At 69.6% G+C, this 15369-nt stretch carries 17 protein-coding genes and 1 tRNA gene; 12 read left to right on the plus strand and 6 right to left on the minus strand.

Annotated elements, in window-relative coordinates; genetic code table 11:
• Positions 1 to 257: 257 nt before the first annotated feature.
• Genes HNQ07_RS21980 through HNQ07_RS21990 form a run of 3 tightly spaced genes read left to right on the plus strand, consistent with a single transcriptional unit; the run spans position 258 to position 2900 of the window.
• Positions 258 to 1013 carry a phosphorylase family protein gene (locus HNQ07_RS21980; protein ID WP_184115819.1) on the plus strand — a complete coding sequence of 252 codons (756 nt, stop codon included), beginning with the start codon at positions 258 to 260 and terminating at the stop codon, positions 1011 to 1013.
• 4 nt (positions 1014 to 1017) lie between these two features.
• Positions 1018 to 1815 carry an enoyl-CoA hydratase/isomerase family protein gene (locus HNQ07_RS21985; protein WP_184115821.1) on the plus strand — a complete coding sequence of 266 codons (798 nt, stop codon included), beginning with the start codon at positions 1018 to 1020 and terminating at the stop codon, positions 1813 to 1815.
• Positions 1816 to 1823: 8 nt separating this feature from the next.
• Positions 1824 to 2900: a phosphohydrolase gene (locus HNQ07_RS21990; protein WP_184115822.1), complete on the plus strand. Its 1077-nt coding sequence runs from the start codon at positions 1824 to 1826 to the stop codon at positions 2898 to 2900.
• 7 nt (positions 2901 to 2907) lie between these two features.
• On the opposite strand, the gene HNQ07_RS21995 is transcribed toward HNQ07_RS21990, so the two are convergent.
• Positions 2908 to 3228: a hypothetical protein gene (locus HNQ07_RS21995; protein WP_184115824.1), complete on the minus strand. Its 321-nt coding sequence runs from the start codon at positions 3226 to 3228 to the stop codon at positions 2908 to 2910.
• Positions 3229 to 3347: 119 nt separating this feature from the next.
• Here HNQ07_RS21995 and greA point away from each other — a divergent pair, with 119 nt between their 5' ends.
• Positions 3348 to 3818 (plus strand): transcription elongation factor GreA, encoded by a 471-nt coding sequence (greA, locus tag HNQ07_RS22000; protein WP_184115826.1) that lies wholly within the window; start codon positions 3348 to 3350, stop codon positions 3816 to 3818.
• Positions 3819 to 3886: 68 nt separating this feature from the next.
• On the opposite strand, the gene HNQ07_RS22005 is transcribed toward greA, so the two are convergent.
• Positions 3887 to 4099 (minus strand): hypothetical protein, encoded by a 213-nt coding sequence (locus HNQ07_RS22005; RefSeq protein ID WP_184115828.1) that lies wholly within the window; start codon positions 4097 to 4099, stop codon positions 3887 to 3889.
• Positions 4100 to 4236: 137 nt separating this feature from the next.
• On the opposite strand from HNQ07_RS22005, the gene HNQ07_RS22010 reads away from it, so the two are divergent.
• Both HNQ07_RS22010 and HNQ07_RS22015 read left to right on the plus strand, forming a co-directional pair.
• Entirely contained in the window at positions 4237 to 5349 is a 1113-nt protein-coding gene (locus tag HNQ07_RS22010) for a PQQ-dependent sugar dehydrogenase (RefSeq protein ID WP_184115830.1), read from the plus strand.
• 51 nt (positions 5350 to 5400) lie between these two features.
• The gene (locus HNQ07_RS22015; protein WP_184115832.1) at positions 5401 to 5919 is read left to right on the plus strand and encodes a P-loop NTPase family protein; all 519 of its coding nucleotides are present in this window, start codon (positions 5401 to 5403) and stop codon (positions 5917 to 5919) included.
• A gap of 12 nt (positions 5920 to 5931) precedes the next feature.
• On the opposite strand, the gene HNQ07_RS22020 is transcribed toward HNQ07_RS22015, so the two are convergent.
• The gene (locus tag HNQ07_RS22020; protein ID WP_229832289.1) at positions 5932 to 6843 is read right to left on the minus strand and encodes an endonuclease/exonuclease/phosphatase family protein; all 912 of its coding nucleotides are present in this window, start codon (positions 6841 to 6843) and stop codon (positions 5932 to 5934) included.
• Between the two features lie 151 nt (positions 6844 to 6994).
• Positions 6995 to 8707 carry a GTPase HflX gene (gene hflX / locus HNQ07_RS22025; RefSeq protein ID WP_184115836.1) on the minus strand — a complete coding sequence of 571 codons (1713 nt, stop codon included), beginning with the start codon at positions 8705 to 8707 and terminating at the stop codon, positions 6995 to 6997.
• A gap of 312 nt (positions 8708 to 9019) precedes the next feature.
• On the opposite strand from hflX, the gene HNQ07_RS22030 reads away from it, so the two are divergent.
• Entirely contained in the window at positions 9020 to 9481 is a 462-nt protein-coding gene (locus HNQ07_RS22030) for a hypothetical protein (RefSeq protein ID WP_184115844.1), read from the plus strand.
• Between the two features lie 4 nt (positions 9482 to 9485).
• On the opposite strand, the gene HNQ07_RS22035 is transcribed toward HNQ07_RS22030, so the two are convergent.
• Entirely contained in the window at positions 9486 to 10541 is a 1056-nt protein-coding gene (locus HNQ07_RS22035; RefSeq protein ID WP_184115846.1) for a GGDEF domain-containing protein, read from the minus strand.
• 110 nt (positions 10542 to 10651) lie between these two features.
• Positions 10652 to 10741, minus strand: a tRNA-Ser gene (locus tag HNQ07_RS22040).
• Between the two features lie 348 nt (positions 10742 to 11089).
• Here HNQ07_RS22040 and rpsL point away from each other — a divergent pair.
• The 5 genes from rpsL to HNQ07_RS22065 all read left to right on the plus strand — a co-directional run.
• A complete protein-coding gene (rpsL, locus tag HNQ07_RS22045) occupies positions 11090 to 11494 on the plus strand; it encodes a 30S ribosomal protein S12 (RefSeq protein ID WP_103312519.1) in 405 nt (134 codons plus the stop codon).
• A 130-nt stretch (positions 11495 to 11624) separates the two neighbouring features.
• The gene (gene rpsG, locus HNQ07_RS22050; RefSeq protein ID WP_184115848.1) at positions 11625 to 12095 is read left to right on the plus strand and encodes a 30S ribosomal protein S7; all 471 of its coding nucleotides are present in this window, start codon (positions 11625 to 11627) and stop codon (positions 12093 to 12095) included.
• Between the two features lie 216 nt (positions 12096 to 12311).
• A complete protein-coding gene (gene fusA / locus HNQ07_RS22055) occupies positions 12312 to 14405 on the plus strand; it encodes an elongation factor G (protein WP_184115850.1) in 2094 nt (697 codons plus the stop codon).
• Between the two features lie 96 nt (positions 14406 to 14501).
• Positions 14502 to 14945, plus strand: coding sequence for a hypothetical protein (locus HNQ07_RS22060; RefSeq protein ID WP_184115852.1), 444 nt, complete (start codon positions 14502 to 14504; stop codon positions 14943 to 14945).
• Between the two features lie 332 nt (positions 14946 to 15277).
• Positions 15278 to 15369: GTP-binding protein (locus tag HNQ07_RS22065; protein WP_221275291.1), on the plus strand; the 92-nt coding region annotated here is incomplete at its 3' end.

A 15369-nucleotide genomic window follows, 5' to 3' on the forward strand; every position in this document is an offset into this window, starting at 1 on the left:
AACGTTTTCAAGGTCACAATGAGCTTTGCGTGATAATCGGTGGCCGGCCGATGAGAACAGCATCCACCTCCTGGACGGCCTGCCGTGCTTCAACATGAGAAAACTGATGATCTACACCGGACTTTCTTCTCATGAGAGGTTGGGGCTCTCATGTCGCCCCTCCGGCCGAGCCTGCCGTCTGGAACGGCCCGAAGGGCGCGGCTGTCCCCGCCATCCGCCGGCGTCGTGTGAGGGGCCGCGCTGCCTATACTCCCGGCATGACCCAGATCCACGTCCACGCGCAGCCCGGCGACGTCGCCCCGGCCGTCCTGCTGCCCGGCGATCCCAACCGCGCCCGGCATATCGCCCAGACGTACCTGGACGGCGCGCGCGAGTACACCAGCCACCGGCAGCTGCTGGGCTTCACCGGCACGTATCGCGGCGTGCCGGTGTCGGTGCAGACCACCGGCATGGGTTGCCCCAGCGCCGCCATCGTCGCGGAGGAACTCGCCCGGCTGGGGGCGCGCACCCTGATCCGCGTGGGCACACTGGGCGGCGCCACCCCCCGCGTCGCGCCCGCGGACCTCGTGATCGCCACCGCCGCCGTGCCGAACGACGGCACCACCCGGCAACTGCTGGGCGGCGCGCCCTACGCCCCGGCGGCGGACTTCGACGTGGTGCACGCGGCCGTGGCCGCCGCGCGGACGCTGGAGGTGCCGCACCACGTCGGCCTGGTCATGACCGAGGACGCCTTCTATGCCAGCACCCCCGAGCACGCGCGCACGTGGGCGTCGCGCGGCGTGCTGGGCTTCGAGATGGAGGCCAGCGCGATCTTCCTGGTGGCCGCCATGCACGGCATCCGGGCCGGGTGCCTGACCGCGTGCAGCAACGACATCGGTGATCCGCAGCTGGTGGCGCCGGACGTGCTGGCGGGCGGCGTGGACCGCATGGTGCGCGTGGCGCTGGAGGCGGTGGTCACGCTGCACGGCGCGGACAGCGTCACGGACAGGGCGGCCGGGCCCATGTCAGGATGAAGGCATGACGCACCTCGACGAGCTCGACTTCAGCACCGTGCAGATCGACCAGCACGGCCCCATCGCCGTGCTGACGGTCAACCGCCCGCAGGCCCTGAACGCCCTGAACGCCGAGACGCTGAGTGAGATCGCGCAGGCCGTCGACATGATCGTCGAGGACGCCGAGGTCGGCGTGCTGATCATCACCGGCGCGGGCGACCGGGCCTTCGTGGCCGGCGCGGACATCCGCGAATTCAAGCAGGTGCAGAGCGTGTATGACGGGCGCGAACTCGCGCTGTCGGGCCAGGACGTGATGTCGCGCATCGCCACGCTGCCGATCCCAGTGATCGCGGCGATCAACGGCTACGCGCTGGGCGGCGGCCTGGAACTCGCGCTGGCATGCGACCTGCGCGTGGCGGCCACGGGCGCGCGGCTGGGCCTGCCGGAGGTCACGCTGGGCGTGCTGCCCGGCTTCGGCGGCACGCAGCGCCTCTCGCGGCTGATCGGCGCGGGCCGGGCGCTCGACCTGATGCTCACCGCGCGGCAGGTCAGGGCCGACGAGGCGCTCGGCATGGGTCTGGTGAACTACGTGGCCGACGACGCCCTTCAGAAGGCCCGCGAGGTCGCGGAGGTCATCCTGAAGAACGCGCCGATTGCCCTGTCGCTGGTCAAGGAGGCCGTGCGGCGTGGCCTGGACACCGGCCTGGACGCCGGCCTGGAGATCGAGGCGGACATGTTCGGCCTCGCCACCGCCACCAAGGATTTCCAGGAAGGCGTGGACGCGTTCCTGAACAAGCGTCCCCCGGCGTTCCAGGGCGAGTAGGCGCGGCCATGGACGACTCCACCCCACAGCGCCGCTCCACCGACCAGAAGTTCAAGCTTAGCGTCCAGGGCGGCACCGTGCAGGACGTCGAGGGCCGGCACGTCGAGCTGGCGTCCGGCGAGGCCGATCCCCGGCGCAGCGTGCAGTTCACGACGCCGCGCGCGAAACTGATCGAGGAAGCGAACTTCGCCATCCGCGACGACCTCGCCGCGTTCCCGCGCGCCCTGGCTGCCTACGACGCGCTGCGCAGCGACCCCGAGGCGCTGGCGTGCTGGGACATGGCGAACTACGTGACCATGCGCAAGCTCGGGTACAACGACCACGGCCGCGTGCACGCCTTCATCACCGGCGCGGCCGGCATGGCCATCACGCAACTGCTGCTGGACGCCGGCGTGAAGCCCGACATCATGGACTCGGGCGTGGGCGACGCCGACGACGTGCACCTGGCCGTGATCCTGGGCACCATGCTGCACGACATCGGCAACCAGATTCACCGCGTGGGCCACGAGGCACACGGCGTGATGCTGGCCCTGCCGATCATCGACCGGATCATGACGCCGCTGTACCCCGATCCCTTCAAACGCACCAAGGTGCGGTCCTTTATCCTCGGCGCCATCGACTGCCACGACCTGAACCCACCCCCGCTGACGCTGGAGGCCGGCATCACCGCCGTCGCGGACGGCACGGACATCACCAAGGGCCGTGGGCGCAAGGCCTTCTCGCTGGGCAGCGTGGACATCCACTCCATCAGCGCGCTGGCCGTGGACGAGGTCGTGATCGAGAAGGGCCGCACGATGCCGGTGCTGATCAACGTCACCATGAACAACTCCGGCGGCATCTTCCAGGTCGAGGAAATCCTGGCGCCCAAGGTGATCCGCACGCCCATGCGCCGCTTCGTGGAGCTGCGCGCCGCCACCCGGCCGCAGGGCGACGAGCAGATCCTGTCGCGCGTGCGGCTGGACGGCGACCACTTCGTGATGGACCTGGAGGGCGGCGAGCAGGTCGCGGTCGAGGTCAAGGACACGCAGAAAAAGGCCCAGCAGGCCATCGTGGAACAGCTGGGCATCTCCACCGAGAGCCGCTGAGGCCGGGTTACTTCTTGGCGTTCGAGCCGGGCAGGGGCGTGGTGCGGGCGGGACCACCGTCCACGCCGCCCGCGCGGTGCACGCCGGCTCCGCCGTGCGCGTCGCCGCCCAGGTCGCTGTCGCCGTCGTTGTTCGGCGTGCCCTGGCGGTCCTCGAAGTCGCTGCCGCCCAGCATGCCGTCCTGGAAGCCGGGCTGGTCGTTCGGGTTGCTGCCGTCGTCGGCCGCGGCGCCCCGCAGCATGGCCTCGGTGCTCATCTTGTCCTGCACGAGTTCCCCGGTCGTGCCCTCGTCCACCACGATGCCGTCACGCTCATCGGAACCTGTCATGGCCGCAGGGTAGACGGCCCGGCGTCCCGGCGGTTCTGGACGCCTTCACGAAAATCTGATCGGCGCCCGGCGCGTGCCATCCGGGCCGCGGTGTGGGCATGGCCTATACTTGACTGTCTATGAGCAACAAGAGCATTCCCATGACCCAGCGCGGGTATGACAAACTGAGCGAGACCCTGCACCACCTGAAGACCACGCGCCGCGAGCAGATCAGCGAGAACATGGGCCGCGCCATCGCGGACGGCGACCTGCGGGAAAGCGCAGCGTACGACGAAGCGCGCATGGAACAGAGCGAGAACGAGGCCCGCATCTCGGAGCTCGAGGAGCAGCTGCACCGCGCGGTCGTCGTGCCGGAGGACGCCACAGGCGGCGCCGGCCTGGGCGCAAAGGTCACGGTGAAAGACGAGAAGGGCAACCAGCGGCAGTTTGAACTCGTCGGCACGTACGAGGTCGACGTCCTGAAGGGCAAGGTCAGCGACGCCAGCCCCATCGGCAAGGCCCTGAGCGGCAAGCGCGCCGGCGACACGGTCGAGGTGCCGCTGCCCAAGGGCACCGCGAAGTTCGAGGTCGTGGCCGTCGAGTACAGCTGAGGGGCGTCACAGGCGTGCGGCGGTCGCGTCACAGCGACCGCCGCTCACCGTTTTGGTGGAGCGGGTCCTTACATCGCCGGCAGGGGAGTGGGGGTGGGCAGGCCCGGCGTGTCCGGGTTGTCACTGGGCTGCGGCACCGGCATGCCGGGCGTGTCCGGGTTCACGGGCGGGTCCATCATGGGGCCGCTGTCGCCGGTGCCAGGCATGCGCTCGGGCAGCGGCGCGGGCATGTCGGTGGGTTCGGTGGCCGGGGCCGGCGGACGGTCGTAGGCGTCGGTCATGTGCAAACCTCCAGGGAGTGGACTGTGCTCACTCTTCCGTGGAAACCGGGAGCGCGGGGCTCGGCGGCATGAAGGGCCCTTCACGCCCCGGCCGCGGCGTCACAGTTCGGTCGCACGGCCACCCGGCACACTGGGGCATGAGACCAGCGCTGCCGTACCTCCTGACCGCTCTGCTGGGCGTGGCGTCCGCCCAGGGCACCCCGCGTGTGGCCTTCACGCCGGTGGTGGAGGGCGTGGCGCAGGTCACGGCCCTGGCCCACGCGGGCGACGGCAGCGGCCGCGTGTACGTGGCGCAGCAGACCGGCGTGATCCGCGTGCTCCAGGGCGGTACGCTGCGGCCCACGCCGTTCCTCGACGTGAGCGGCCGCACCCGAGCCGGCGGCGAGCGCGGCCTGCTGGGGCTGGCCTTCGACCCGGCGTACAGGACCAACCGCCGCGTGTACGTGCACTACACCGATCAGAACGGCGACACGGTGCTCGCCCGGTACACCGCGACTGCCGATTTCAGCCGGGCCGAGCCCGCCAGCGCGACCACGCTGTTCACCGCGAAGCAGCCGTACGCGAACCACAACGGCGGCCAGCTCGCCTTCGGCCCAGACGGCTTCCTGTACCTGGGTCTGGGCGACGGTGGCAGCGGCGGCGATCCGCAGAACAACGCGCAGAACCTCGCCGTGCCGCTGGGCAAGCTGCTGCGCTTCGACGTGAGCGGCGCCGCCGCCCGGCCCGCGCCCGGCAATCCCTTCGCGTCGCGCGCTGGCGCCAGCCCGTACATCTGGGCGTTCGGTCTGCGCAATCCGTGGCGCTTCTCCTTCGACCGGCAGACCGACGACCTCGTGATCGCGGACGTGGGGCAAAACAGCTTCGAGGAGGTGAACGTGCAGCCCCGGGCCAGCCGCGGCGGCGAGAACTACGGCTGGCGCGTGCGCGAGGGCCGGCAATGCTACGAACCGGACTGCCGGGCCGGCGCCTTCGTCGAGCCGGTGCTGACGTATGGCCGTCAGGACGGGCAGAGCATCACCGGCGGGTACGTGTACCGGGGCAGCGCGATTCCCGCCCTGAAGGGCCGGTACGTCTTCGCGGATTTCGGCAGCGGCACCGTGTGGTCGGCCGTGGCGAGCGGCGCCGCGTGGTCGAAGGCCGCCCTGGGCCGCGTCGCCGGCCCCAGCACCTTCGGGGAGGACGAGGCCGGCGAGCTGTATGTGGCCGAGTACGGCAGCGGCCGGCTCCTGAAACTCGTGCCGGGCCGTTGAGCAGGCCATCCGGCGGATGCCGTCCCGCGCGGCCGCTGCTCTCCTGGGAGGATGCGCCGCATCCTCGTGGTCGGTACGACCGGCAGCGGCAAGACCAGCTTCGCCCGGGCTCTCGCCGCCCGGCTGCGCGTGCCCCACGGTGAGCAGGACGCGTGGAACCACCAGCCCGGGTGGCAGCCGGCCGCCCCGGAGGAGTTCCGGGCGCAGGTCGCGGCCTTCACGGCTCACCGCGCGTGGGTCATGGACGGCAACTACGGCAAGGCCCGCGACATCGGGTGGGCGCGCGCCGACACCGTGGTGTGGCTGGACTACCCGGGCCCCGTCGTGTTCTGGCGGGTGCTGACCCGCACGCTGCGGCGCGTGACGACCCGGGAAGTGCTGTGGAACGGCAACCGTGAGACCCTGCTCACCGCCGTGCGGCCCGACAGTCCGGTGCCGTGGTTTTTCCGCACCCACTGGCGCCGTCGCCGTGAGATGCCCGGTCTGGTCGCGGCGTACCCGCACCTCACGCTGGTGCACCTGCGCACGCCGGCCCACGCGCGGTCGTGGCTGGCGTCGCTTCCAGAGTGACGGACGGCCCGCTCAGCGGTACTCGACCAGCAGCGGCCGGTGGTCGCTCTGGTCCACGGCCAGCACCGTGGCGCGCGTCGCCGTCAGGCCGCGCGCGAACTGGTGGTCGATGCGGGCGGACAGCTGAGGGAACGACCAGCCCGGCCCACGGCCGGCGGTGTCGTGCGCGTCCGGCCCAACCGCGCGGATGAACTGCCGGTACGCCAGGCCGCGCGGCGGGGTGTTCAGGTCGCCGCCCAGTACCAGCGGGCCGCGTTCGGCGTTCACGATGTCCAGCACCGTCTTGATCTGTGCGGCGCGCATGGCCAGGCTGGGCCGGATCAAGCTGAAGTCGCCGCGCGGCGCGTCCCCGAACTTCAGCCGGCCGGGGTGGGCATTCACGACCGTCAGCGGCACGCCCCGCCACGCCACGCGGGTGACCAGCACCTGCCGCCAGTCCGACGGGTAGTTCACGCGCCGGAACGACTCGACCGGCAGGCGCGTCAGGGTGGTCGTCTCATAGCCCCGCTGCACGGAGTAGCCGGGCAGGCGGCGGAGCAGCTCGGCGTCGAAGCCGGGCGCCGCGAAGTTCGCTTCCTGCAGCAGGATCACGTCGGCGTCGGTGCTCCGCAGCAGGGCACCCAGGCGGGCCGGGGTGGTGTCCCGCCCTTCTTTCACGTTGAAGGTCAGCACGCGCAGCGCGCCGGCGGTCTGGGGGCGCCAGTGCAGCAGCCCCGCGCCCCACGCGGCCAGCAGCGTGCCCGCCAGCGCCGCAGCCACACCCCGGCGCCGCCACAGCGTCCACAGCAACACCAGCGGGGCCGGCGCCAGCCACACGGCGGCCGGCGTGTAGACCAGCAGCGCCGTGGGGACGCTGCGCTCGCCCACCGCCTCCGACAGCGCCCACACGCCCGCCACGATCAGCGTGTAGGTCCAGGCGGTCACGGAGCGGAACATCGCGTGCCAGCCTCGCACATCCGCGCCGGATGCCGCGTCCACCGTCCGGTGGAGGCCACGGTGGTGGCGTTCCCCACCCCGCGCCCCCACAAAAGAAGCGGAGGCGCCGTGGCCTCCGCTGTCCAGTCGGTGGGTGCGCTCAGCGGTACTGAGCGGCGACTTCCTTCGCTTCCTCCCGATGGGCGTGTTCCTGACGCTGCACCTGCGCGACGGCGTCCGTCAGGGCCTCCTTCAGTTCGCTCAGGCCCACGTTCTTCAGGGCGCTCACGGGAATGCCGCCCTCCGTGCGCTCGATCTCGCGCTCCAGCACGTCGGGTGCGGCGGCGTCCGCCTTGTTCAGCGCGATCACGGTAGGCAACTCGCGGAAGCCCAGGTCGTCCAGAATGCGGTTCACGGCGTCCAGGCGGGTATCCGCGCCGGGCGAGGCCACGTCGACCACGTGCAGCAGCACGTCCGCGTCCCCGATCTCCTCCAGCGTCGAGCGGAAGGCCCGCGTGAGGTCCTTGGGCAGGTCACGGATGAAGCCCACGGTGTCGGTCAGCACGACCTGCCCGATGCCCTCCAGGTAGCCCTGGCGGCTGGTCGGGCGTAGGGTGGCGAACAGCTTGTTCTCCGCCAGCACGCGCCGGGGTTCCTCTGCGGCGTGCGTGAACGCGTTCAGCAGGGTGCTCTTGCCCGCGTTGGTGTACCCGACAATCGAGATGACCGGCACGGCGTTGCGTTCGCGGGTCTTGCGGCGTTCCTCGCGGCGCTGGGCCACGTCTGCCAGCTGCTTTTCCAGGAAGCTCAGGCGGTCGTTGATGCGCCGGCGGTCCAGCTCCAGCTTGGTCTCGCCGGGGCCGCGCGTGCCGATGGCCCCGCCGCCCGCACTGCCGCCGCCGCCCCCGATGCGCGAGAGCTGCGCGCCCGCGCCGAGCAGGCGGGGTTTCATGTAGCGCAGCTGCGCGAGTTCCACCTGCAACCGGGATTCCACGCCCTGCGCGTGCAGCGCGAAGATGTCCAGGATCAGCTGCGTGCGGTCGATGATCTTCAGGCCGGTCGCGGCCTCGATCTCGCGGGCCTGCGCCGCGCCGAGTTCCTGCCCGAAGATCAGCAGGTCTGCGTCCAGGTGGTACGCCTTGCTGGTGAGCTCCTCCAGCTTCCCGGCGCCGACCAGCGTGCCGGGCTTGAGGTTGCGGCGGTACACCAGTTCGCGGTGCACGACCTCCGCGCCGGCGGTGCGGGCCAGTTCGGCCAGCTCGTCCAGGCGTTCCTCGGCGTCGAATTCGCCCTGGTCGATCTGCACCAGAATGGCGCGCTCGTGGTCCTTCTTCGCCTCGCGGGTGCGGGCCGCGCGGGCGATTTCCTCCTCCAGCGCCTGCACCTGGGCACCCAGGTCGAAGTCGTCGATCTGGAAGGACGGCACCGGCGGCAGGATGCGCCAGTCCTCTTCCTCGCCGACCGTGCCGGGGGGCGTCAGGTGGGCGGTGTGCACCAGTCCTGGCTGCCCGCCGTCGCGCACCTCGATGGCCGAGACGGCGTCCAGGCGCTTCAGGAACAGAGTAGACAGGTCGGCCTTGCTGAGCGCGCCGCCGCGCGGGTGGGTGTGCAGCAGGTGGAAGCCCGACAGGCGGTGCTCGCCCACGCGCAGGTCCGGGAATTCGGTGCCCCGGGCGTCCGCCACGCTGACCGAGATCACGCGGCCGCGGCGGTCGATCAGCACCCCGACCTCGCGGCGCACGTCGCTGGACAGTTCCGCGAGGTTGCGCGCGAGTTCCGGAGAGCCGACGCGGCCGGGCTCGATGCGGCGGCGGTACAGGTTGCCGAGGGCCTTGAGCTGTGCGGGCCGGAGGCCCGACGTGTTGCCATGCACTTTATCGATGTGAGGTCACTTCCTTGTGGTCATCGGGGGCGGGGTCGCCTCCGTCGTTGTTCGCGTGATCCATGCAGTTCGCGCCACCCGGACATCGTCCGCGTCGCTGCGTGGGCATCCATACCGACATTGCCCCCAGTGTAGGCCGGGGCGGTGTGCCGGGGGTGTGCCGTTACTTGACGTTCTTGATCATCGTGCTCCCACGGTAGGGCGGGCGGCGCCGCTGCGCATCGGCCGGGTGGCCTAGACGCCGGGTCAACAGCAAACAGCGTGGGCCGGTCCCGAGCTCTGCGCGCCGCTACACTCCAGGGCATGGCCCTGCCCGAACTGCTGCGCGACGCCCTGCGGGAAGTGCTGTACGGCCCGGACGGCCTGCGCGGCCTGTTCAGCGGACCCGGCGACGGCCTGCTGCATACCGTGCACGCCTTCACGCTCGCCCAGGCCCGCACGGCGCCGCCCGGTCTGCCGGTGCCCGCCCGGCAGGTGCTGGCGCTGCGGCACACCCTGGAACTCACGGTCGCGCGGCTGTCGGACCCCGCCGCGCTGCTCACGGACCCCACCGAACCGGCCGGGTGGACGCCGGCCGACGCGGGAGCGTGGCGCGCGGAACTCATGCAGCTCGCCCGCGCCGGTCAGGCGCTGTACGACGCGCTGTACTCACCGCTCACGCCGGAGGGCCAGCGGGAGGCTGCGGGCGCGGTCCTGCACGCGGCGCGCGAGGCGGCGGCGCTGCGGGCCAGCCTGCTCGTGTGGCAGGCGCAGCCCTCGCCCTGAGTGTTCACGCGACCTTGTTGCGGCCGGTGCGCTTGGCCTCGTACAGCGCCGAGTCGGCGTCCGTGAACAGCGCCTCGGCGCTCGCCAGCGGTTCCTCCAGGCACGACACGCCAAAACTCGCGGTGATGGTCACGCCCGCCACCGCGCGCTCGTTCACGGAGCGGCACATGGCCTGGGCCACGGCGTGGGTCTGCGCGTAGTCGTGGTCGGGGAGCAGCACCAGGAACTCCTCGCCGCCCCAGCGGCCCACCGTGCCGTGGTGGGGCGCGACGTGCGTCACCAGCCGGGCAGCGAACTCACGCAGCACCTCGTCGCCGCGCCGGTGGCCGTGCTCGTCGTTCACGGTCTTGAAGTGGTCGATGTCCGTCACGATCACGCCCAGGGGCTGACGTGTGGTGCGGGCATGCCCGAGCAGACGCTCGAAGTCGTGCTCGGTGACGGCGCGGCCCGGCATGCCCGTGACCGCGTCGATGCGGGCGGTGCGCAGCTCGTCGATGGTGCGCTCGTGGATCAGCATGTTGCTCTCGATCAGCGTCATCAGCAGAGCGCTGCTTGCCCCGGCGACCGCCATGACGATCAGGGTGGTGATCCAGTCGGCGAGCATGTCCCGTGTGTCCGGCGGATGGACCGCCAGCGCGGCCACGATGACGCCCAGGATTGCGCCGAACACCTGCACGCCGCGCCGCGCGCCGTACACCAGAAACACGATGGCCATGTTCGCGCTCAGCCACAGGGCCAGGTGAAAGGGCATGGTGCGGCTCGAGACCGTGCTCAGCACCTCCGCCACGCTGACGCCCAGCAGGGTAAGCAGGTACGGCAGGTAGATCACGCGCACGCGGCGCGGCCACGCCCACACCGCGAGCAGCCCGGCGGCGGCGAGCAGGCCGCCCCAGTAGCGCGTGCGGTGGTCGCCAGTTAGGGCGGCCTCCAGCGTGAACGGCTCGGCGCCGATCAGCGTAGTGAGTACGCAGTAGAGCAGGTACGACAGGTTGGCGATCACCACGATCCACAGGCGGATCTGACTCAGGCGCTGTTCCAGGGGCGAGTGACCGGGCGTCATGGTAGACCGTGCCCCGAGTGTATAGATCCATGAGGATTTGCCCAAGGGTGGATGTATATGTCCCCCCACACCACAAAAGCGCGTCCCGGCCTTGGGGACCGGGACGCGTGTGGCGAAGAGGGTGGGATTCGAACCCACGGTACAGTTGCCCATACTTCAGTTTTCGAGACTGACCCATTCAACCACTCTGGCACCTCTCCGCGCGGGTGGGTGGCCGTGACCGGCCGACCTATGGGCGAAAGGGAGTGTAGCACAGCTCCCGCGCGTTGCAACTGCCGCGCTGACTTGCGCCTCTGGTCGGGGGCGGCTATCATGGGAAGGTTGAAAACGGCCCGGACTCTGGGTTGCGTCACGGCGTTTTTCTTCAGTCCACCGCCCGCAGGGCCGATGCTGACGGCTCCAGCGGCGCGGTGCGTGATCACCTCCGGCCGGCGCAGCCGCGTCGCCACCCCCGAAGCCAACCCAGTCCAGCCCCGTACGCGTGGGCGGACTCCTTCCCCCGCCATCCCCGCCCAGCACGAGTCCTGGGCACTCGAGGAGTGATTTCCCTGCCTACCACCCAGCAACTGCTCCGCAAGGGGCGCCTGACCCTCCAGAAGAAGAGCAAGGTTCCCGCCCTCAAGGGCAGCCCCTTCCGCCGCGGCGTGTGCACGGTCGTGAAGACCACCACCCCGAAGAAGCCCAACTCCGCGCTGCGCAAGATCGCCCGCGTGCGCCTGTCGAGCGGCTTTGAGGTCACCGCCTACATCCCCGGCGAAGGCCACAACCTGCAGGAACACTCGGTCGTGCTGATCCGCGGCGGCCGTGTCAAGGACCTCCCCGGCGTGCGCTACCACATCGTGCGCGGCAGCCTGGACACCCAGGGCGTGAAGGACCGCAACAAGAGCCGCTCGAAGTACGGCACCAAGAAGCCCAAGGCCGGCGCGGCCGCCGCGGGCGCCAAGAAGAAGTAAGCCCCGGCCAGTGCGCGGGGGTAGGCCCCGCCGCAGCCGTCCGGTGAGCGGCCTCAGCCCACAGGGGTGATGCCAGTGAAGCAGTCAGACCGCGCCTGAACGGGCGCGCCACACAACCGAGGAGAGAACCATGGCACGTCGTCGCCAAGCAGAAGTGCGCCCCATCCTGCCGGACCTGGTCTACCAGGACGTGCTCGTGAGCGCCATGATCAACCGCATCATGCAGGACGGAAAGAAGAACCTCGCCAGCCGCATCTTCTACGGCGCCATGAAGCTGGTGCAGGAGCGCACCGGCCAGGAGTCGCTCAAGATCTTCAAGCAGGCCTACGACAACGTGAAGCCGCGTGTGGAAGTCCGCAGCCGCCGCGTGGGCGGCAGCACCTACCAGGTGCCCGTCGAAGTCGGCGTGCGCCGCCAGCAGAGCCTGACCCTGCGCTGGATGATGACCGCCGTGGACGGCCGCCCCGAGCGCACCGCCATGGAGCGGCTGGCCGGCGAGATTATGGACGCCGCGCAGGGCCGTGGCGGCGCCATCAAGAAGAAAGACGACGTGGAGCGCATGGCCGAGGCCAACCGCGCCTACGCGCACTACCGCTGGTAATCCCTGGTTGAGGGGCCCAGGCCTCGAGACCCGGGCGAAGCGAGTAGGGAATGGCGTTCGTCCCACGAAATGGAGCAGCAAGCGGTTCAGTCCCGATTGATGCGAAATGCAGTGGGATGAACGCTGAGTGACGCAGGACGCCACTGCGCCGTCTTCTCCAAAGCCAGCATCCGTGACGGTGTTCAGCACCGGAGCGGTTCACCATCAGGGAGTCCTATGACCACCAAAGCCCAGAGCTATCTGACCCACTTCCGCAATATCGGGATTGCCGCGCACATCGACGCCGGCAAGACCACCACCACCGAGCGGATCCTGTACTACACCGGCCGCACGCACAACATCGGTGAGGTGCACGACGGCGCCGCCACGATGGACTGGATGGAGCAGGAGCGCGAGCGCGGCATCACCATCACGGCCGCCGCCACCACCGCCAAGTGGAAGCACTCCGGCAGCGGTGAAGAGTACACCGTGAATATCATCGACACGCCTGGCCACGTGGACTTCACCATTGAAGTCGAGCGTTCCATGCGCGTGCTCGACGGCGCGGTCGCCGTGTTCGACTCCAGCCAGGGCGTCGAGCCGCAGAGTGAAACCGTGTGGCGCCAGGCCGACCGCTACGGCGTGCCGCGCATCGCGTTCTCGAACAAGATGGACAAGACCGGCGCGAGCTTCGAACTCGTGCTGTCGGACATCCGCGAGCGCCTCGGCGCGATCCCGGCCCCCATCCAGTACCCGATGGGCCAGGAAAGCGACTTCAAGGGCATCATCGACATCGTGCGCCTGCAGGCCCACACCTACACCAACGACCTGGGCACCGACATCGAAGTCGGCGAGATTCCCGCCCAGTACGCGGACAAGGTGGCCGAGATGCGCCAGCAGCTCATCGAGGCCGCGGCCGAGGTGGACGAGGACGTCATGATGAAGTTCCTGGAGGGCGAGGAGCCCACCACCGAGGAACTCGTCACGGCGATCCGCAAGGGCACCATCGACAAGAAGATCTTCCCGGTGCTGTGCGGCAGCGCCCTGAAGAATAAGGGCGTGCAGCTGCTCCTCGACGCGGTCGTGGACTACCTGCCCAGCCCGCTGGAAGTGCCGGCCATCAAGGGCCGCCTGGAAGACTCCGAGGATACCCGCGAGTTCCCCGCCGACCCGGAAGGCAAGCTGGCCGGGCTGGCGTTCAAGATCATGGCCGACCCCTACGTGGGCCGCCTGACCTTCGTGCGCATCTACTCGGGCACCCTGCAGTCCGGCAGCTACGTGTACAATGCCACGAAGGAAAAGCGTGAACGCGTGGGCCGCCTGCTCAAGATGCACGCCAACTCCCGCGAGGAAGTCACGGAACTCAAGGCCGGGGAACTCGGCGCCGTGATCGGCCTGAAGGACGCCGGCACCGGCAACACCCTGATCGGTGACGGCGACGAGCGCGTGCTGCTGGAGTCCATCGACGTGCCCGAGCCGGTCATCAAGCTCGCCATCGAGCCCAAGACCAAGGCCGACCAGGAAAAGATGGGCGTGGGCCTGCAGAAGCTGGCCGAAGAAGACCCGACCTTCCGCGTCGAGACCGACCAGGAGTCCGGCCAGACCACGATTGCCGGCATGGGCGAACTGCACCTGGAAATCCTGGTGGACCGCCTGAAGCGTGAGTACAAGGTGGACGCGAACGTGGGCGCGCCGCAGGTGGCGTTCCGTGAAACGATCACCCGTCCGGTGGATGTCGAAGGCAAGTTCGTGCGTCAGTCCGGCGGCCGTGGTCAGTTCGGCCACGTGAAGATCAAGGCCGAGCCCCTGGAACCCGGCGCGGGCTTCGTGTTCGAGAACGCCATCGTGGGCGGCACCGTGCCGCGCGAATACGTCGGCCCGGCCCAGAAGGGCATCGAGGAAGCCATGCAGTCCGGCCCCATGCTGGGCTTCCCGGTGGTGGACATGAAGGTCACCATCTACGACGGCAGCTACCACGAAGTGGACTCCTCGGAAATGGCGTTCAAGATCGCCGGCTCCATGGCACTCAAGGAAGCCGTCCAGAAGGGCGCTCCTGCGCTGCTCGAGCCCATCATGCGCGTCGAGGTCACCGTGCCCGACGACTTCATGGGCGACATCATCGGCGACCTGAACTCCCGCCGTGGCCAGATCCAGGGCATGGAAGCCCGCGGCAACGCGCAGATCGTGAAGGCCTTCGTGCCCCTGAGCGAGATGTTCGGCTACGCGACCGACATGCGCTCCATGACCCAGGGCCGCGCCAGCTACTCGATGTTCTTCGACCACTACAGCCAGGTGCCGAACAACATCGCGCAGCAGCTGATGAAGAAGTAAGGACACGCGTTCCGAAAAACCCGCCTGCGTGGCGGGTTTTTTTCGGTTGTGTTCACGTCGCGCCGGAGCGGCAGGGTTCTCCGGTAGTGTGTGGGCGTGAGCTGGCCTGAAGACAAGACGACCCCGCGCCCTCCCGCCGGTCCCACGGCGCGCCCGCCCCGGCTGGCGTTCCTGACGGTCCCGCTGCTGATCGGGCTGTTCTACAACGCGATCTCGCTGCTCACGCTGCCGTTTTCTGGCGGTGCCCTGAACGAGATGCTCGCGCAGCTGAACGGCGCGTCTGGCCTGCCGCCCGTGCAGCTGACGCCGCAGCAGGTTCAGCTGACCCTGTGGCTGTCGTTCGCGCTGACGGCGGTGCTGATCCTGTGGCTGTACTACACGCGGCGTGCGGTGATGGACGGCCGCAGCTGGGGCCGCGTATCGAGCATCGTGATCGCGGTGTTGAGCCTGCTGATCGTTCCATTCGGCACGGTACTGGGCATCGTGATGCTGGTCGGGGCCTTCGACCGGGCGGTGGTCGCCTACACCAGCCGGGCATAGCGGAGACCGGCAGCGGGGCGTCCGGTTAATCCGGACGCCATTTCGCTGTCGAGTTCGCACGGTCCGGCGGGTACGGCGCGGGACGCCCGGCGCCAGCTTGCGGCTGCACGTGAAATCCTGTAGTCTCATCAGTCGGTGCGTCGTGAGCTTCACTGCTCGCAGTCGAGTTCCGGCGCAGCGTGCCAGCATGGCGGGACACCGCCCTGGCGAGAACCAACCCAATGTGGGCGAAGCAGCATCACGACCACCGGAACCCTGCGGCATGCGCGGGGGAGACCCGATCAAAGGGCCGTTTTTGTGTGTGAACCCACCGCTTGGAGGGAGTAGAGAACATGGCGAAAGGAACGTTTGAGCGGAACAAGCCCCACGTGAACGTGGGGACGATCGGACACGTGGACCACGGCAAGACCACCCTGACCGCGGC

The sequence above is a fragment of the Deinococcus metalli genome (assembly GCF_014201805.1).
Lineage (GTDB): Bacteria > Deinococcota > Deinococci > Deinococcales > Deinococcaceae > Deinococcus > Deinococcus metalli.